A 17881-nucleotide genomic window follows, 5' to 3' on the forward strand; every position below is an offset into this window, starting at 1 on the left:
GCAGCTGTGATCGCTGCTTTCTGTACATGGCCGAACGAAAATTGAAATCGGCAACCCTTAGTGGGAATTATTCGCAAAAAAACTTAAGCCGCTTCGACAGTGGCCCAATAACGTGTGATGAAACGCACCGTGACCGGCAGCGACTGACTGAGGTTTTCCAGAATGGTGTCGGTGTTATCAATCCGAAACGCGCCACTGAGGCGCAAGTGCGCAATGCCGGGATCGCAACGCAATACGCCGGGGCGGTAGCGGCTTAGCTCAGTGATGAAATCGCCCAAACGCCAATCGATGACCGTCAGCATGCCTTGGCTCCACGCACCAGCACCCGCCGGGGCCGCGGTGATGGCGCTGACCTCATTGGGTTCCAGGTGAGCCTGTTGGCCCGCATCCAGGCGCTGCACCCGTGACGGGTGGTTCAAGGGCCGCAGCTCAACCGCCTTTTCCAGCACGCACACCTCGGTAAAGCTTGGCCCGCAGCGCACCACAAAGCGCGTGCCCAAGGCGCGCACACTGCCTTGGGGCGACTCGACGATAAAAGGCCGAGAGTCGCTGGCGGTTTGCACCAGAATTTCGCCCCGGTGCAGGCGGATCAGGCGCGTTTGCGCACTGAAAACAATGTCCAGCGCGCTGTCGGTATTGATGTCTATCTGGCTTTCATCGCTTAAGCGCAGGTGCCGACGCTGCCCGGTGGCGGTGCGCTGATCAGCCAGCATGGCCCGGTAAGGCACGTGCTCCGTGGCCAGCCAGCCACTGCCGCCTGCGGCCAGCAACAAGCCCAGGGTTTTGAGCACCGCGCGGCGACGCGCCTTCACCCCGGCCAACGTTGTCAGTGTGACCTCTGCCGGCAGTCCGGCCCATTGGCTTTGCAGTTTCTCCACGCGCGCCCAGGCCCGTGCATGCTGCGGGCTGGCCTGCAACCAGGCGGCCCACGCCTGTTGGTCTGCCTCATTGGGCGCGCTGCTGCTGAGCCGCACATACCAGGTGGCGGCGGCTTCGAGGGTGTGCAGATCGAGAGGCGGTGCCATCAGTCTTCCGTTAACAGCAAGCAATGCGTCATGGCGCGGATCACGTGCTTTTTAACCGTGGTCACCGACACTCCCAGGCGTTTGCCGGTGGCCACATAGCTAAGGCCTTCGAGTTGAACGCTGAGGAAAATCTGCCGCGTGCGCTCGCCCAGGCCGTCCAGCATGGAATCAATCGCCACCAGGGTTTCGAGAATCAGCAGGCGTTTTTCGGGCGAAATATCCATTGGTTCAGGGTGCAGCGCCAGCGCTTCGCAGTACGCCTGCTCCAGGGCACGGCGCCGAAACTTGTCGATCATCAGTGCTCGGGCAATGGCGCTCAAGTAAGTGCGCGGCTCGCGGATCTGCTCGATATCACGGGACGCCAGCAAGCGTACAAACGTGTCCTGAGCCAAATCGGCTGCATCGCTGGCGTTACCCAGCCGCGCGCGCAACCAGCTTTTGAGCCAGCCATTATGTTCGCTGTACAACAGGTGCAAGGCGCTATGGTCAGGAGCAGGCATAAATGGCCAACCAATATCACTGATTGATAATGAGTCGCATTGTCTAGATCGCGCTGCAATTGTGCAAGATGGTGGAGCAGGAGAGGGCGCTTTGAGCGCGGGGTTACCGATGTGTGGCACAAAAAAACCGGCGCGGTGGCCGGTTTTCTGCGCAGGTAATCTTAAACGGCGTCCCCTTCTTGAGCCTGCTGCAACCCTAGTGTGAGGTCATCAATGACCGCCTTGGCCATCTCGCTTAGATAGTGCGAAGCCCAGCGCATGGCTTCGTTGCCATCGTCCATGGCCCCGAGAAACGACAGCGTATTGACGCAGTTCATCAGTAGAGAGGCATGCTCCATCGCCTCAACGCCCGAAATACCGGGGTTGACGCTGAACAAGCGTTGATTCTGAGCATTACACGTGCCGAACGTGGCAGCACCGGTGGTATGGAGCAAAGGGGAAGCAGGGCGTGTCATTGGGCGTAACTCCTGTATGTGAGGAGCTGCCACAGTTCGCCGCGAAACGAATATGGGTGGCAGCCATGTGCGGGTTCGCGGACCGGGCATACAGGAACCCCGGCAGACCCGAAGGTCTCCCACACACAGCCGCCATAACAGACTAGCGGGCACAAAAAAGCGCCAGCTATTGAAATGGTGGCGCCTGTGCGCCTGTATATGCTCGGACCGCGACGTCCGGTCGCTGAATGGGCAGCGACGGAGCGAGAGTAACCCTCCCGGTTGAAAAGGGCAAACGTGGCGCAGGCGCTTGCCTCGCGATCTTTTGATCTTGGGAAGCCGCTCGCAGCCTTCGTGCCTCGGCAGCGACTACAGGATGCGTGGCTGCGAAATAACTACGACTGCGTCGCAGCCGGACGTAGCCTCGCGGTGCTCGTCAATGGCTACAGGGGAGGGGGGCACGCCATTTGTAGGAGCGAGCTTGCTCGCGATCTTTTGATCTTTTCTACAGGCGAAAAAAAAGACCTTGATAATCAAGGTCTTTCTTAAGATGGTGCCCCGAGGGAGACTCGAACTCCCACTTCTTGCGAAAACGGATTTTGAATCCGCCGCGTCTACCAATTCCGCCATCAGGGCTCAATGGCGGCGAAGTATAGAGATGACATTTAGGTCGGTCAACAACTTATTGGTCTATTTTTACTAAGTCCGTTAAACTCCCCGGCCCTGCTAGACGAAACCTATCATGCGCGTTGCTGACTTTACTTTCGAGCTCCCTGATTCACTCATCGCACGCCATCCTTTGGCGGAGCGCCGTAACAGTCGCCTGCTGACCCTGGATGGGGAGAGTGGCGCACTGGCACATCGTCAATTCACTGATTTGCTTGAGCATTTGCGCCCAGGCGATTTGATGGTGTTTAACAATACCCGGGTGATTCCAGCCCGCTTGTTCGGCCAAAAGGCGTCGGGCGGCAAGCTGGAAATTCTGGTTGAGCGGGTGCTCGACAGTCATCGGGTGCTGGCGCATGTGCGCTCCAGCAAGTCGCCAAAACCAGGCTCAAAAATCCTCATTGATGGCGGCGGCGAAGCTGAGATGCTGGCCCGCCACGATGCGTTGTTTGAGTTGGGCTTTACCGATGAGGTGTTGCCGCTGCTCGATCGCGTAGGGCATATGCCGCTGCCGCCGTATATCGACCGCCCGGACGAAGGTGCCGACCGCGAGCGTTATCAAACGGTCTACGCTCAGCGCCTGGGCGCCGTGGCCGCGCCGACCGCGGGGCTGCACTTTGATGAGCCGCTGATGCAGGCCATCGCTGCCAAGGGCGTCGAAACGGCGTTTGTCACGCTGCACGTGGGCGCGGGTACGTTCCAGCCGGTGCGCGTTGAGCGCCTTGAAGACCATCACATGCACACGGAATGGCTCGAAGTCGGCCAGGATGTGGTCGATGCCGTGGCGGCGTGCCGTGCGCGTGGCGGGCGGGTGATTGCGGTGGGCACCACCAGTGTGCGCTCGCTGGAAAGCGCGGCGCGTGACGGTGTGCTGAAGCCGTTCAGTGGCGACACTGACATTTTCATCTTCCCGGGCCGCCCGTTTCATGTGGTCGATGCCCTGGTGACGAACTTCCATTTGCCGGAATCCACGCTGTTGATGCTGGTTTCGGCGTTCGCCGGTTATCCCGAAACCATGGCGGCCTATAAGGCTGCGGTTGAGCATGGATACCGCTTCTTTAGTTACGGTGATGCAATGTTCATCACCCGCAATCCCGCGCCGACGGCTCCAGCCCCGGCCCCAGAGGATCAAGCATGAGCAACTGTCGTATGTCCTTCGAGCTGCTGGCCACTGATGGCAAGGCTCGTCGTGGTCGCCTGACCTTCCCCCGTGGTGTGGTTGAAACCCCGGCTTTCATGCCTGTGGGCACCTATGGCACGGTCAAGGGCATGCTGCCGCGTGACATTGAAGCCATCGGCGCGCAGATGATTCTGGGCAACACCTTCCACCTGTGGCTGCGCCCGGGCACTGAGGTGATCAAGAAGCACGGCGACTTGCACGATTTTATGAAGTGGCAAGGTCCGATCCTGACCGACTCCGGTGGTTTCCAGGTGTTCAGCCTGGGCGCCATGCGCAAGATTAAAGAAGAGGGCGTGACCTTTGCGTCCCCGGTTGACGGCGCCAAGGTGTTCATGGGGCCGGAAGAGTCGATGCAGGTTCAGCGTGACCTGGGCTCTGACGTAGTGATGATTTTTGACGAATGCACCCCGTACCCGGCCGATGAAGACGTGGCCCGTGTGTCCATGGAGCTGTCGCTGCGTTGGGCGCAGCGCTCGAAAATCGCCCATGGCGACAACACCGCAGCCTTGTTCGGCATCGTTCAGGGCGGCATGCACCAGAACCTGCGTGAGCGTTCGCTCGAAGGCCTGAACAAAATCGGCTTTGACGGCCTGGCCATCGGTGGTCTGTCGGTAGGTGAGCCCAAGCACGAAATGATCAAGGTGCTGGATTACCTGCCCGCGATGATGCCTGCTGACAAACCTCGTTACCTTATGGGGGTTGGCAAGCCAGAAGATCTGGTGGAGGGTGTGCGCCGCGGTGTGGACATGTTCGATTGCGTGATGCCAACCCGCAATGCCCGCAATGGGCATCTGTTTATCGACACGGGTGTTTTGAAGATCCGCAATGCGTTCCATCGCCATGATGATTCGCCGCTGGATCCGACCTGCGATTGCTATACCTGCCAGAACTTCTCTCGCGCTTATCTGCATCATCTGGACAAGTGCGGCGAAATGCTGGGTAGCATGCTCAATACCATCCACAATTTGCGGCACTATCAGGTGCTGATGGCTGGTTTGCGCGAGGCTATTCAACAGGGTACATTGGCCACCTTTGTCGATGCCTTCTATGCCAAGCGCGGGCTTCCTGTGCCGCCTTTGGACTAAGTTTCGTACCTCTAAGAACCAACATTGCAACTGGAGTGCTTAATGAGCTTTTTCATCTCTTCCGCTTTCGCGGACGGTGCAGCACCTGCCGCTGCTGCCCCAATGGGCGGCGGCTTTGAATGGATTTTCCTGGTCGGCTTCCTGGTCATCTTCTATCTGATGATCTGGCGTCCACAAGCCAAGCGCGCCAAAGAGCAGAAGGCCCTGTTGGGTAACCTGCAAAAAGGTGATGAGGTTGTGACCACTGGCGGTATCGCCGGCAAAATCACTAAAGTTTCCGACGCTTTTGTTGTCATCGAAGTGTCTGACACTGTAGAGCTGAAAATTCAGAAGGGCTCGGTTGCAGCCACGCTGCCTAAAGGCACGCTGAAAGCGATCTAAGTTTCAACTTTTAACAATCGACGGGGCGCGCAAGGCGCCCCGCGTTTTAAGCGGGCGGCGTGATTGATGCTGAACAAATACCCTCTGTGGAAATACATACTGATCCTGGCAGTGCTGGCGATCGGTTTTATTTATTCCGCTCCCAATCTGTACCCGGATGACCCGGCCATTCAGGTGTCGGGTGCGAGCACGGCATTGCAGGTGACTGAAGCTGATCTGGACCGCGCAAGCAAGGCGCTGACCGACGACGGTATCGTTGTCAAAGGCGCTTCCCTGGCCCAGAACGGCAAAACCGGTTTGCTGCGTCTGGCCAAGAAAGACGACCAGTTGCCAGCCAAGGATGTTGTGCGTAAAGCGTTGGGTGACGACTTTGTCGTTGCGCTCAACCTGGCGCAGACAACGCCTCAGTGGCTGCGTAGCCTGGGTGCTCACCCAATGAAATTGGGTCTGGACTTGTCGGGTGGTGTGCACTTCTTGCTGGAAGTGGACATGGACAAAGCCGTTGATGCACGCATGAAAGTGTACGAAGGCGATGTCAAAAGCCTGCTGCGTAAAGAGAAAGTGCGTTACCGCAGCCTGCCGCAACTCAATGGTGCCATTCAGCTGGGTTTCAGCGATGAAGCAACCCGTGAGCAAGCGCGCGGCCTGATCCGCAAAAACTTCAATGACTTCGACGTAACGGCAGCGGACCTTAATGGCCAGCCGGTTCTGCGTCTGGCGATGACCCCGGCCAAGCTGGCGGAAATCCGTGAATACTCCATCAAGCAAAACCTGACAACCGTCCGTAACCGGGTTAACGAGTTGGGTGTTGCCGAGCCTCTGGTTCAGCGTCAGGGTGCCAACCGCATCGTGGTTGAGCTGCCGGGCGTACAAGACACCGCCGAAGCCAAGCGTATTCTGGGCAAGACGGCCAACCTTGAGTTCCGTCTGGCCGCTGAGCCGGGCGCATCGAAAGCCACTTCCGAGACTTTCGAATTCCGCGAGGGCAATCGTCCTGCCGCCCAGATCGAGCGCAGCTTGATCATTACGGGTGACCAGGTGACTGACGCTCAGGCGGGCTTTGACGAGCACGGCCGTCCACAAGTGAACATCAAGCTTGATGGTCATGGTGGCGAGCTGATGAGCCGTTCGACGCGCAGCAACGTGGGTCGCAGCATGGCGGTCATCTTCATCGAGCAACGCCCGGTGACGACCTACACCAAGCAAGTGGTTGACGGTGTTGAGAAGGACGTACCGGTTCAGTCGTTCAAAGAAGACAAAAAGATCATCAGCCTGGCGACCATTCAATCGCCGCTGGGCAGTCAGTTCCGGATCACCGGTCTGAATGGTCAGGGTGAAGCGTCGGAACTTGCACTGCTGTTGCGTGCCGGTGGTCTGGCGGCACCGATGTACTTCGCTGAAGAGCGCACCATTGGCCCGAGCCTGGGTGCGGACAACATTGCCAAAGGTGTTGATGCTTCGCTGTGGGGCATGCTGTTTGTGTCGATCTTCATCATCGCCATCTACCGCTTCTTCGGTGTGATCGCGACGGTGGCGTTGGCGGGCAACATGGTCTTGCTGCTGGCTCTGATGTCGATTCTGGGTGCAACCCTGACCCTGCCGGGTATTGCCGGTATCGTGCTGACGATGGGTATGGCGGTCGACGCCAACGTACTGATCTTCTCGCGTATTCGTGAAGAGCTGGCCACAGGCATGACACCGCAGCGGGCGATCAATGAAGGCTTCAATCGTGCATTTACGGCGATTGTCGACTCCAACCTGACAACCCTGTTGGTCGGCGGGATTCTGTTCGCCATGGGTACCGGGCCGGTTAAAGGCTTTGCGGTCACCATGTCGCTCGGTATCTTCACCTCTATGTTCACGGCCATTATGGTGACCCGAGCATTGGTCAACCTGATCTACGGCGGTCGGGACTTCAAGAAGTTGTGGATTTAAGGGGCTGCCATGTTACGTACTATCAACTTCATGGGCGTGCGCAACGTTGCGTTCGGCGTCACTGTGCTGCTTACCGTGCTGGCGCTGTTCAGCATGTTTCACAAGGGCATGAACTACGGCCTGGACTTCACTGGCGGTACGCTCATCGAGCTGACCTACGAGAAGCCGGCTGATCTGACCAAGGTGCGTGATGAGCTGGCTACGGCCGGCTTCCACGACGCCGTGGTGCAGAGCTTTGGTGCGACAACCGACCTGCTGGTGCGGATGCCGGGTGATGACCCGCTACTGGGCAACAAGGTAGCGGCTGCGCTGGGCGAGGCCGACTCGGCCAACCCTGCGGTCATCAAGCGCGTTGAGTTCGTCGGCCCGCAGGTCGGTGAAGAGCTGCGCGACCAGGGCGGCCTCGGCATGCTGATGGCGCTGGGCGGCATCATGCTGTACCTGGCCTTCCGCTTTCAGTGGAAGTTCGCGGTCGGTGCGATCGTTTCTCTGGTGCACGACGTGATCGTGACCATGGGCGTGCTGTCGTTCTTCCAGATCACCTTCGACCTGACGGTGCTGGCGGCGGTGCTGGCGATTATTGGTTACTCGCTCAACGACACCATCGTGGTATTCGACCGGGTTCGTGAGAACTTCCGGGTACTGCGCAAGGCGACGCTGGTTGAGAACATCAACATTTCGACCACGCAAACCCTGCTGCGTACCGTGGCGACCTCGGTGTCGACCTTGCTGGCCATTGCAGCACTGTTGATCTTTGGTGGCGACAACCTGTGGGGCTTCTCGATTGCCCTGTTCGTGGGCGTGATGGCGGGTACTTACTCGTCGATCTACATCGCCAACGTGGTGTTGATCTGGCTCAAACTCAGTGCTGAGGATTTGATTCCTCCAGCGGCGAGCGAGAAGGAAATCGACGACCGTCCATAACGTTCTGTTAATCCCGGTGGTCACCTAAAAGGCGCGAGTATTGAACTCGCGCCTTTTTTTATGCTCCAAGGCTGGGAGTGATGGATGTAGGAATATTCCTACTTGTGATGGTCTGGAGGTTCACGTGAACAAGTCTTTGCTGGTAGGTGCGGTGTTGGGGGCTGTCGGTGTCACTGCCGGTGGCGCTTTTGCCACTTACAGCTTGGTTAAAGGCCCTGAGTCTGCTCAGGTGTTGGCTGTTCAGCCGGTCTCGCAGCAAATTAAAACCCCGCGTGAGGTGTGTAAAGACGTGACTGTCACGCGCCGTGCGCCGGTCAAGGATGAGCACCAAATCGTCGGCAGTGTGATTGGTGCGGTGGCGGGTGGCCTGCTGGGTAATCAGGTCGGCGGCGGTAGCGGCAAAAAAATTGCCACTGTAGCGGGTGCCTTGGGCGGTGGTTACGCCGGTAACCGGGTGCAGGAAGGAATGCAGGAGCGTGACACGTACACCACGACGCAAACGCGCTGTAACACCGTCAACGACATCAGTGAAAAGGTGGTCGGTTATGACGTGCGCTACACGCTTAATGGCAAGGAAGGCAAAGTGCGTATGGATCACGAGCCGGGCAATGAAATTGCCGTGGATAAGCAGGGCAACTTGATCCTGAATTAATGCACTGATCTGTAGGGGCGAGCTTGCCTCGCGATCTTTTAAAAGATCAATAGATCGCGAGGCAATCGAGCGTCGACCGGCTGCTCATACAGTTAAAGCAGGCCAAAAAAAAGCACCTCGAAAGGTGCTTTTTTTGTGCGCGGCGTTCGCTTAGCGTTTCAGCGAGGCCGGCAGGTGTGGCTGGATTGCAGTCAGCACGGCTTTGAAGCACTTGGTGTTGCCGGCAACGATGTGGCCTTTTTCAAGGAAGTCGTGGCTACCGGTGAAATCGCTGACGAGGCCGCCAGCTTCCTGGATCAGCAGTGCGCCTGCTGCCATGTCCCACTCAGACAGGCCTGACTCCCAGAATGCGTCAAAACGACCTGCGGCCACGTAGGCCAGGTCCAGGCTGGCAGCGCCTGCGCGGCGGATGCCTGCAGTTTGGCCGACCAGGCTGCGGAACATGCCCAGGTAGTTGTCCAGGTTGTCCATTTGGTTATCGCGGAACGGGAAGCCGGTACCCAGCAGGGCGCCTTCAAGGCTGGTGCGACCGCTGACACGCAGGCGGCGACCGTTCAGTTGGGCGCCACGGCCACGGCTGGCAGTGAATTCTTCTTGGCGAACCGGGTCGAGAACAACGGCGTGCTCCAGGCGGCCACGGTATTTACAGGCGATGCTGACAGCGAAGTGAGGTACGCCGCGCAGGAAGTTGGTGGTGCCATCCAGTGGGTCGATGATCCACAGGTAGTCTGCACCTTCGCCGCTGCCTGCGTGCAGGCCGGTTTCTTCACCGAGAATGCCGTGCGTCGGGTAGGCCTTACGCAAGGCGTCGATAATTTTCTGTTCAGCAGCACGATCGACTTCAGAGACGTAATCCTTGGCGTCTTTTTCGTCAACCTTGATGGTATCCAGGCGCTCGATGGAGCGGAAAATCAATTCACTGGCGCTGCGGGCGGCGCGCAGCGCGATATTCAGCATGGGCTGCATGGACGTTTCACCTAGGTCGTTAAAGAAAGCCGGACATTCTAACAGAAAATTTTGGCAGATGAAGGTTTGCGTTTGCTTACGTAGCTTAAGGTGATGGGCTTAGGTAAGATTTGCTCCCTTTTACCGGTCTGTGAGCGCTCCCATTGCTGTCTAATATTCGTGTCGTTCTGGTCAATACCAGCCATCCCGGGAACATCGGCGGTGCTGCGCGAGCCATGAAAAACATGGGGTTGTCGCGTTTGGTGCTGGTCGAGCCAAGGGTCTTTCCGCACCACGAGGCCGATGCTCGGGCGTCCGGCGCGGGCGATATTCTTGAAAATGCGCAAGTCGTCGCTTCATTGGAAGACGCGCTGGTAGGCTGCAATCTGGTGCTGGGTACCAGTGCCCGTGACCGCCGTATCCCTTGGCCGCTGCTGGACCCGCGCGAATGTGGGCAAAAAGTCGTCGAAGAGGCAGGGCAGGGCGCTGAAATCGCGCTGGTGTTCGGTCGTGAAGACTCCGGCCTTACCAACGAAGAGCTGCAGCGCTGTCATTACCATGTGCACATCCCGTCCGACCCGGAGTTCAGTTCCCTGAACCTGGGCGCAGCGGTGCAGGTGCTGAGTTACGAGATCCGCATGGCCTGGCTGGCTGCGCAAGGTCAGCCGAGCAAGATTGAAAAAGAAGAAGTCGCCTCCACTAAAAGCACGGAGCTGGCGACCATGGATGAGCTGGAGCGCTTTTACGAGCATCTGGAGCAGACGTTGGTGGCTATCGAGTTCCTCGATCCGGAAAAACCGCGTCATCTGATGGCGCGCCTGCGCAGGCTGTACGGTCGCAGCTCGGTCAGTCGTGCGGAAATGAATATTTTGCGTGGCATTCTCACCGAAACCCAAAAAGCGGCCCGTGGCGAGCTGCTAAAGCGCAAGGATTAATGATGTTCGAGCGTCTGCGTGAAGATATTCAAAGCGTTTTCCATCGTGACCCGGCGGCGCGCAATGCTTTCGAAGTGTTGACGTGCTACCCGGGCATGCATGCGATCTGGATCCATCGCCTCTCAGGCATGCTCTGGGGTGCCGGCTGGAAGTGGCTTGCGCGCCTGGTGTCGAACTTTGGCCGCTGGCTGACCGGGATTGAAATTCATCCGGGGGCCAAGGTCGGTCGTCGTTTTTTTATCGACCATGGCATGGGCATTGTGATCGGTGAGACCGCTGAAATCGGTGATGACGTAACCCTGTATCAGGGCGTGACGCTGGGTGGCACCAGTTGGAACAAAGGCAAGCGCCACCCGACACTGGAAAACGGTGTGGTAGTAGGCGCGGGTGCTAAGGTGCTGGGCCCGTTCACCGTCGGTGCAGGGGCTAAAGTAGGCTCGAATGCGGTGGTGACCAAGGCGGTGCCTGCGGGTGCGACCGTGGTCGGCATTCCGGGCCGGATCATCGTCAAAAGTGATGATGAGGCCGAAGCGAAGCGCAAGGCCATGGCTGAGAAAATCGGTTTTGATGCCTATGGTGTGAGCGAAGACATGCCCGACCCTGTGGCGCGCGCCATTGCCCAGCTGCTGGACCACTTGCAGGCGGTTGACGGCAAGCTGGACGGCATGTGCGGGGCCTTGAAAGACTTGGGCAGCCCTTATTGCGCCAAAGAACTGCCAGAGCTGCGCGAAGAAGACTTCGCCTGCGTCCAGGGCAAGGACGAAAGCAAAGCGGTGTAATTGGCCGGTGGGAGCGGGCTTGCTCGCGAAAGCCTCTACGCGGTTTGCATGAAGCGCCGCGTCGAAGCCATCGCGGGCAAGCCCGCTCCCACATTGATTGTGTGTGGCCGTTGGATCTGCTTCATGTGCCATTACGCCGCAGACCCTGCTACAATGCCGCCGCTCTTTGCGGGTAATCCCGACTAAAGTACTAGGTCTAATAGTTGACTTAAACAGTCGGGAATAGCATACTCGCCTCCATTCCGAATTCCGTGGTACCTGTCCATGAGACTGACTACAAAAGGCCGCTACGCCGTAACTGCAATGCTCGATTTAGCGTTGCACGCACAGCACGGGCCGGTGTCCCTGGCTGATATTTCCGAGCGCCAGGGCATCTCTCTTTCCTACCTTGAGCAACTGTTCGCCAAATTGCGCCGCAGCAGCCTGGTCTCCAGCGTTCGTGGCCCTGGCGGCGGCTATCAGCTGTCGCGCGACATGCAAGGTATTCAGGTTGCCCAGGTGATTGATGCAGTGAACGAATCGGTCGACGCCACGCGTTGCCAGGGCCTTGGCGATTGCCATGCCGGCGACACGTGCCTGACCCACCACCTGTGGTGCGATTTGAGCCTGCAAATCCACGAATTTCTCAGTGGTATCAGCTTGGCTGATCTTGTTACTCGCCGTGAGGTACAAGAAGTAGCCCAGCGTCAGGATCAGCGCCGCTGTAATGGCAAAGCGCCGCACCTGGATAAGATCGAAGCGTCCGCCGTCGAGTGATTGCATAAAAACGACGGTGCGCCAGCCAGCCTGATTTAGGAGATAGTCCATGAAATTGCCGATTTACCTTGATTACTCAGCCACCACCCCGGTTGATCCGCGCGTTGCCCAAAAAATGAGCGACTGCCTGCTGGTTGACGGGAACTTCGGTAACCCGGCTTCGCGCTCTCACGTCTTCGGCTGGAAAGCTGAAGAAGCGGTAGAAAACGCTCGCCGTCAGGTTGCTGATCTGGTTAACGCCGACCCGCGTGAAATTGTCTGGACCTCCGGTGCGACCGAAGCGAACAACCTGGCAATCAAAGGTGCAGCACACTTCTATGCCTCCAAAGGCAAGCACCTGATCACCGACAAAATTGAGCACAAAGCCGTTCTCGACACCATGCGTCAGCTGGAGCGTGAAGGCTTTGAAGTGACTTACATCGAGCCAGGTGAAGATGGTCTGGTCACCCCGGCCATGGTTGAAGCCGCACTGCGTGAAGACACCATTCTGGTGTCGATCATGCACGTCAACAACGAAATCGGCACCATCAACGACATCGCAGCCATTGGCGAGCTGACTCGCTCGCGCGGCGTGTTGTTCCATGTGGACGCTGCTCAGTCGACCGGCAAGGTTGAAATCGACCTGGCCAAGCTGAAAGTGGATCTGATGTCCTTCTCGGCTCACAAAACCTACGGCCCTAAAGGCATCGGCGCACTGTACGTAAGCCGCAAGCCTCGCGTGCGTATCGAAGCTGCCATGCACGGCGGCGGTCACGAGCGCGGCATGCGTTCGGGCACCTTGGCCACCCACCAGATCGTGGGCATGGGTGAAGCGTTCCAGATCGCCAAAGAAGAAATGGCCGCCGAAAACGTCCGTATCAAAGCCTTGAGCGACCGTTTCTTCAAGCAGGTTGAACACCTTGAAGAGCTGTACGTAAACGGCAGCATGACCGCCCGCGTTCCGCACAACCTGAACCTGAGCTTCAACTACGTTGAAGGCGAGTCGCTGATCATGGCGCTCAAGGATCTGGCGGTATCGTCCGGTTCGGCCTGCACCTCTGCTTCCCTTGAGCCGTCCTATGTATTGCGTGCCCTGGGCCGCAATGACGAACTGGCACACAGCTCGATCCGTTTCACCTTCGGTCGTTTCACCACTGAAGAAGAAATCGACTATGCCGCGCAGAAGGTCTGCGAGGCTGTTACCAAGCTGCGCGCCCTGTCGCCGCTGTGGGACATGTACAAAGACGGCATCGACATTTCGAAAATCGAATGGGCGGCGCACTAATAACTTAAGTCGCCGCAAGCAGACGCTGCAGAACGCAGCGAATAGCAGTTTTACAGCGTCTGAAGAGCGACTCTGATGAGTGAGGATTAGTACCATGGCTTACAGCGAAAAGGTCATTGACCACTACGAAAACCCGCGCAACGTCGGCAAGATGGACGCGGAAGATCCAGATGTCGGTACCGGCATGGTGGGTGCACCGGCCTGCGGCGACGTCATGCGTCTGCAGATCAAGGTGAACGAGCAGGGCATCATTGAAGATGCCAAGTTCAAGACCTATGGTTGCGGTTCGGCAATTGCTTCCAGCTCCTTGGCAACCGAGTGGATGAAAGGCAAGACTCTGGATGAAGCAGAGACCATCAAGAACACTCAGCTGGCTGAAGAACTGGCCTTGCCACCTGTAAAAATTCACTGCTCGGTACTCGCAGAAGACGCCATCAAGGCCGCCGTTCGCGATTACAAGCAGAAGAAAGGTTTGATCTGACCCGAATGGCCCGTGCCTTAGATGGCAGGGGCCGGTGATGATACTGGCGAGAGGTAAGGAGTCACGATGGCTATCAGCATGACAGAGGCGGCGGCCAAGCATATTCGCCGCTCCCTTGATGGGCGCGGCAAAGGTGAGGGGATTCGTCTGGGTGTTCGCACCACGGGCTGTTCCGGTCTTGCCTATGTGCTGGAGTTTGTCGATGAAGTGGGCGCAGAAGATCAAGTCTTCGAAACCCATGGCGAAAAAGTGATCATTGATCCTAAAAGCCTGACCTACCTTGACGGCACCGAGCTTGACTTCGTCAAGGAAGGCCTCAACGAAGGCTTCAAGTTCAATAACCCCAACGTGCGCGGCGAATGTGGCTGCGGCGAGAGCTTCAACATCTGAGGCCAGTCGTGGGTACTCCTTGTCATTTTGCTTTGTTTGAACTGCAGCCGGGCTTCAATCTGGACCTCGATCAGTTGGCCACGCGTTACCGTGAGTTGGCGCGTGGTGTGCACCCGGACCGCTTTGCTGATGCTTCCGAGCGTGAGCAACGCTTGGCCCTTGAGCAATCCGCCAGCCTCAATGAGGCGTATCAGACACTCAAAAGCCCCTCTAAACGTGCGCGCTACTTGCTCGCGATGAGCGGTGGTGACATGCCCCTTGAAGTCACGGTGCATGACCCCGAGTTTCTGATGCAGCAGATGCAATGGCGCGAAGAGCTTGAAGACCTGCAAGACGATGCCGATATAGCGGGTGTTGCCGCATTCAAACGTCGTCTTAAAGCCGCTCAGAACCAATTGAACGAAAGCTTCGCTGCCTGTTGGGATGATGCTGCACAGCGTGAGCAGGCTGAACGCCTGATGCGCCGCATGCAGTTCCTCGACAAGCTCACCTACGAAGTGCGCCAGTTAGAAGAGCGCCTCGACGATTAACCCAGTGCCGCCACGGTTGCACGCCTGATATACAGATAAGTCCTGATCACAATGGCCCTACTGCAGATCGCCGAACCCGGCCAAAGTCCTCAACCGCACCAGCGTCGTCTGGCTGTGGGTATCGACTTGGGTACTACCAATTCGCTGGTCGCTGCATTGCGCAGTGGTCTTTCCGAGCCGCTGGCTGATGCCGAAGGTCGAATCATCCTGCCTTCTGCGGTGCGTTATCACGCAGACCGCGTCGAGGTAGGTGAATCCGCACGCCTGGCGGCCTCCAGTGACCCTTACAACACCGTGTTGTCAGTCAAGCGCTTGATGGGTCGTGGTCTGTCCGACGTCAAACAATTGGGCGAGCAGCTGCCATACCGCTTTGTCGGCGGTGAGTCGCACATGCCGTTCATTGACACCGTACAAGGCCCGAAAAGCCCGGTAGAAGTGTCGGCGGACATCTTGAAGGTGCTGCGCGAGCGCGCCGAAAAGACCTTGGGCGGTGAATTGGTCGGGGCGGTGATTACCGTTCCTGCCTATTTTGACGATGCTCAACGTCAGGCCACCAAAGATGCTGCGCGTCTGGCCGGGCTGAATGTGTTACGCCTGCTCAACGAGCCGACGGCTGCGGCAGTGGCTTACGGTCTGGACCAGCAGGCTGAAGGCGTTGTTGCGATCTATGACTTGGGTGGCGGTACGTTCGATATCTCGATCCTGCGTTTGACCGGCGGTGTGTTTGAAGTTCTGGCCACGGGAGGCGACAGCGCCCTGGGCGGCGACGACTTTGACCACGCCATCGCGAGCTGGATCGTCGAGCAGGCCGGTTTGTCGGCGGACCTTGATCCGGGTGCTCAGCGCCAGCTGTTGCAAATTGCCTGCTCGGCCAAAGAGGCGCTGACCGATGCGTCCTCGGTGCCGGTCAGCTATGGCGATTGGCAGGCAGTGCTGACCCGTGATGCCTTCAATGCACTGATCGAACCGATGGTTGCGCGCAGCCTCAAAGCCTGCCGCCGTGCCGTGCGCGACGCCAATATTGAGCTTGAAGATGTTCAGGCGGTGGTGATGGTCGGTGGTTCGACCCGCGTGCCGCGTGTTCGCGAAGCGGTGGCTGAAATGTTTGGTCGTGAGCCGCTGACGGACATCGATCCGGACCAAGTGGTTGCCATCGGTGCTGCGATTCAGGCGGATACCCTTGCTGGCAATAAGCGCGATGGTGGCGAGTTGCTGCTGCTTGACGTGATTCCTTTGTCGCTGGGTCTGGAGACCATGGGCGGCTTGATGGAAAAAGTCATTCCGCGTAACACCACGATCCCGGTGGCCCGTGCGCAAGACTTCACCACCTACAAAGACGGCCAGACGGCCATGATGGTTCATGTGCTGCAAGGCGAGCGCGAGCTGATCAGTGATTGCCGCTCACTGGCGCGCTTTGAGCTGCGCGGTATTCCGCCGATGGTGGCGGGTGCTGCGAAAATCCGCGTGACCTTCCAGGTCGATGCTGATGGCTTGCTCAGTGTCTCGGCCCGTGAATTGGGCTCGGGTGTTGAGGCCAGCATTCAGGTCAAGCCGTCGTACGGGCTGACTGATGGCGAAATCGCCAAGATGCTCAAGGATTCGTTCCAGTACGCCGGTGACGACAAGGTCGCCCGTGTCCTGCGCGAGCAGCAAGTTGACGCCCGGCGCCTGATTGAGGCCGTGCAAGCGGCCCTTGAGGTCGATGGCGAGCGTTTGCTGGATGCCGAAGAACGCATGGTCATCGAGCTGCAAATGCAGGAATTATCCGAATTATTAGAAGGCACCGATGGCTATGCTATCGAGCAACAGACCAAGCGTCTGTCGCAAGTGACCGATGCTTTTGCTGCCCGCCGCATGGATTTGACCGTCAAAGCCGCTCTGGCGGGGCGCAACCTGAATGAGATTGAGGAATAACAATGCCGCAGGTCATTTTTCTGCCCCATGAGAAGTTCTGCCCGGATGGCTTGGTTGTAGAGGCTGAGCCTGGCACTTCGATCCTTGAGTTGGCGCATGAGCACCACATCGAGATGGAAAGCGCCTGTGGCGGCGTCTGTGCCTGCACCACGTGCCATTGCATCATTCGCGAAGGTTTCGACTCACTCGAAGAAGCCGATGAGCTCGAAGAAGACTACCTGGACAAAGCTTGGGGGCTGGAAGCGCACTCGCGTCTGGCGTGCCAGGCGCTTGTCGGTGAAGAAGACCTGACCGTCGAAATCCCGAAATACTCACTCAACCATGCTGCCGAAGCGCCGCACTGATTCAAGGAATTGTCATGAGTCTGAAATGGGTTGATGTACAAGAAATTGCTATACAGCTGGCTGAAGCTCACCCGGATGTTAATCCGCTGACGGTGAACTTCGTCAAGCTGCGTGACCTGGTTATGGCGTTGCCGGAGTTCGACGACATCCCGGATCGCGGCGGGGAGAAAGTCCTCGAAGCCATTCAGGGTTTGTGGATCGAAGAAGCTGACTAAGCCCGCAACGTTCGTAATTATGCAATACCCAAGAACCCGCGTATAATTCGCGGGTTTAATTTTTCGCTTAAATCACTGTTTCTGGAGTTACACCATGGCTGTTCAACGTACTTTCTCCATCATCAAGCCTGACGCCGTTGCTAAAAACGTTATCGGCAAGATCGTTACCCGTTTCGAAGACGCTGGCCTGAAGGTTGTAGCTTCCAAACTGAAGCAACTGTCCAAAGCAGAAGCTGAAGGCTTCTACGCTGAGCACAGCGAGCGCGGTTTCTTCGGCGACCTGGTTGCTTTCATGATCTCCGGTCCAGTTGTTGTTCAGGTTCTGGAAGGCGAAAACGCCATCGCTCTGAACCGTGAACTGATGGGCGCTACCAACCCTAAAGAAGCCGCTGCTGGCACCATCCGTGCTGACTTCGCTGAATCCATCGACGCTAACGCTGTTCACGGTTCCGACTCGGAAGCAGCCGCTGCACGCGAAATCGCTTACTTTTTCGCAGCTACTGAAGTAACCACTCGCTAAGCATTGGCTTGTGAGTGAGGGTGAAG

The 17881-nt window shown here is 57.8% G+C and carries 21 protein-coding genes and 1 tRNA gene; 17 read left to right on the plus strand and 5 right to left on the minus strand.

Annotated features, from left to right (window positions below; genetic code table 11):
* Positions 1-83 precede the first annotated feature (83 nt).
* From GHO32_RS01150 to GHO32_RS01165, 4 genes are all read right to left on the minus strand, one after another.
* A complete protein-coding gene (locus GHO32_RS01150) occupies positions 84-1025 on the minus strand; it encodes a FecR domain-containing protein (RefSeq protein ID WP_153337860.1) in 942 nt (313 codons plus the stop codon).
* Positions 1025-1525, minus strand: a complete 501-nt coding sequence (locus GHO32_RS01155) for a sigma-70 family RNA polymerase sigma factor (protein WP_153336023.1) — start codon at positions 1523-1525, stop codon at positions 1025-1027. Before GHO32_RS01155 ends, GHO32_RS01150 begins: the two co-directional genes overlap by 1 nt.
* Before the next feature lie 161 nt (positions 1526-1686).
* Complete coding sequence (locus tag GHO32_RS01160) at positions 1687-1980, minus strand: DUF3077 domain-containing protein (RefSeq protein ID WP_153336024.1); 294 nt, start codon at positions 1978-1980, stop codon at positions 1687-1689.
* 530 nt (positions 1981-2510) lie between these two features.
* A tRNA-Leu gene (locus GHO32_RS01165) sits at positions 2511-2595 on the minus strand.
* A 106-nt stretch (positions 2596-2701) separates the two neighbouring features.
* On the opposite strand from GHO32_RS01165, the gene queA reads away from it, so the two are divergent.
* From queA to GHO32_RS01195, 6 genes are all read left to right on the plus strand, one after another.
* Positions 2702-3763 (plus strand): tRNA preQ1(34) S-adenosylmethionine ribosyltransferase-isomerase QueA, encoded by a 1062-nt coding sequence (queA, locus tag GHO32_RS01170; RefSeq protein ID WP_048367107.1) that lies wholly within the window; start codon positions 2702-2704, stop codon positions 3761-3763.
* Positions 3764-3774: 11 nt separating this feature from the next.
* Positions 3775-4890, plus strand: a complete 1116-nt coding sequence (gene tgt / locus GHO32_RS01175; protein WP_082148614.1) for a tRNA guanosine(34) transglycosylase Tgt — start codon at positions 3775-3777, stop codon at positions 4888-4890.
* A 42-nt stretch (positions 4891-4932) separates the two neighbouring features.
* Positions 4933-5271: a preprotein translocase subunit YajC gene (gene yajC / locus GHO32_RS01180; protein ID WP_048385865.1), complete on the plus strand. Its 339-nt coding sequence runs from the start codon at positions 4933-4935 to the stop codon at positions 5269-5271.
* 66 nt (positions 5272-5337) lie between these two features.
* Positions 5338-7206, plus strand: a complete 1869-nt coding sequence (gene secD, locus GHO32_RS01185) for a protein translocase subunit SecD (protein WP_048367103.1) — start codon at positions 5338-5340, stop codon at positions 7204-7206.
* A 9-nt stretch (positions 7207-7215) separates the two neighbouring features.
* Entirely contained in the window at positions 7216-8130 is a 915-nt protein-coding gene (secF, locus tag GHO32_RS01190; RefSeq protein ID WP_048367102.1) for a protein translocase subunit SecF, read from the plus strand.
* 124 nt (positions 8131-8254) lie between these two features.
* A complete protein-coding gene (locus tag GHO32_RS01195) occupies positions 8255-8782 on the plus strand; it encodes a glycine zipper 2TM domain-containing protein (protein WP_048367100.1) in 528 nt (175 codons plus the stop codon).
* A 150-nt stretch (positions 8783-8932) separates the two neighbouring features.
* Here the strand turns inward: GHO32_RS01195 and suhB are convergent, their stop codons facing one another.
* Complete coding sequence (gene suhB, locus GHO32_RS01200) at positions 8933-9748, minus strand: inositol-phosphate phosphatase (RefSeq protein ID WP_047273836.1); 816 nt, start codon at positions 9746-9748, stop codon at positions 8933-8935.
* 143 nt (positions 9749-9891) lie between these two features.
* Between suhB and trmJ the strand changes: the two genes are divergently transcribed.
* The 11 genes from trmJ to ndk all read left to right on the plus strand — a co-directional run bounded on the left by trmJ (position 9892) and on the right by ndk (position 17855).
* Entirely contained in the window at positions 9892-10662 is a 771-nt protein-coding gene (gene trmJ / locus GHO32_RS01205; protein WP_048367099.1) for a tRNA (cytosine(32)/uridine(32)-2'-O)-methyltransferase TrmJ, read from the plus strand.
* Between the two features lie 2 nt (positions 10663-10664).
* Positions 10665-11441: a serine O-acetyltransferase gene (gene cysE, locus GHO32_RS01210; protein ID WP_048385870.1), complete on the plus strand. Its 777-nt coding sequence runs from the start codon at positions 10665-10667 to the stop codon at positions 11439-11441.
* 264 nt (positions 11442-11705) lie between these two features.
* Positions 11706-12197, plus strand: a complete 492-nt coding sequence (gene iscR / locus GHO32_RS01215) for a Fe-S cluster assembly transcriptional regulator IscR (protein WP_047273839.1) — start codon at positions 11706-11708, stop codon at positions 12195-12197.
* A 49-nt stretch (positions 12198-12246) separates the two neighbouring features.
* A complete protein-coding gene (locus GHO32_RS01220; protein WP_048367095.1) occupies positions 12247-13461 on the plus strand; it encodes an IscS subfamily cysteine desulfurase in 1215 nt (404 codons plus the stop codon).
* A gap of 94 nt (positions 13462-13555) precedes the next feature.
* The gene (iscU, locus tag GHO32_RS01225; protein WP_003443374.1) at positions 13556-13942 is read left to right on the plus strand and encodes a Fe-S cluster assembly scaffold IscU; all 387 of its coding nucleotides are present in this window, start codon (positions 13556-13558) and stop codon (positions 13940-13942) included.
* Positions 13943-14008: 66 nt separating this feature from the next.
* Positions 14009-14332: an iron-sulfur cluster assembly protein IscA gene (gene iscA / locus GHO32_RS01230; RefSeq protein ID WP_153328862.1), complete on the plus strand. Its 324-nt coding sequence runs from the start codon at positions 14009-14011 to the stop codon at positions 14330-14332.
* 8 nt (positions 14333-14340) lie between these two features.
* The gene (hscB, locus tag GHO32_RS01235; RefSeq protein ID WP_262126434.1) at positions 14341-14862 is read left to right on the plus strand and encodes a co-chaperone HscB; all 522 of its coding nucleotides are present in this window, start codon (positions 14341-14343) and stop codon (positions 14860-14862) included.
* A gap of 51 nt (positions 14863-14913) precedes the next feature.
* A complete protein-coding gene (hscA, locus tag GHO32_RS01240; RefSeq protein WP_153336026.1) occupies positions 14914-16776 on the plus strand; it encodes a Fe-S protein assembly chaperone HscA in 1863 nt (620 codons plus the stop codon).
* Between the two features lie 2 nt (positions 16777-16778).
* A complete protein-coding gene (fdx, locus tag GHO32_RS01245) occupies positions 16779-17120 on the plus strand; it encodes an ISC system 2Fe-2S type ferredoxin (RefSeq protein WP_048367090.1) in 342 nt (113 codons plus the stop codon).
* Positions 17121-17134: 14 nt separating this feature from the next.
* Positions 17135-17335 (plus strand): Fe-S cluster assembly protein IscX, encoded by a 201-nt coding sequence (iscX, locus tag GHO32_RS01250; RefSeq protein ID WP_153336027.1) that lies wholly within the window; start codon positions 17135-17137, stop codon positions 17333-17335.
* 94 nt (positions 17336-17429) lie between these two features.
* Positions 17430-17855, plus strand: a complete 426-nt coding sequence (gene ndk, locus GHO32_RS01255; RefSeq protein ID WP_019408668.1) for a nucleoside-diphosphate kinase — start codon at positions 17430-17432, stop codon at positions 17853-17855.
* Positions 17856-17881 lie beyond the last annotated feature (26 nt).

The organism is Pseudomonas sp. FSL R10-2189 (assembly GCF_009600325.1).
GTDB lineage: Bacteria > Pseudomonadota > Gammaproteobacteria > Pseudomonadales > Pseudomonadaceae > Aquipseudomonas > Aquipseudomonas helleri.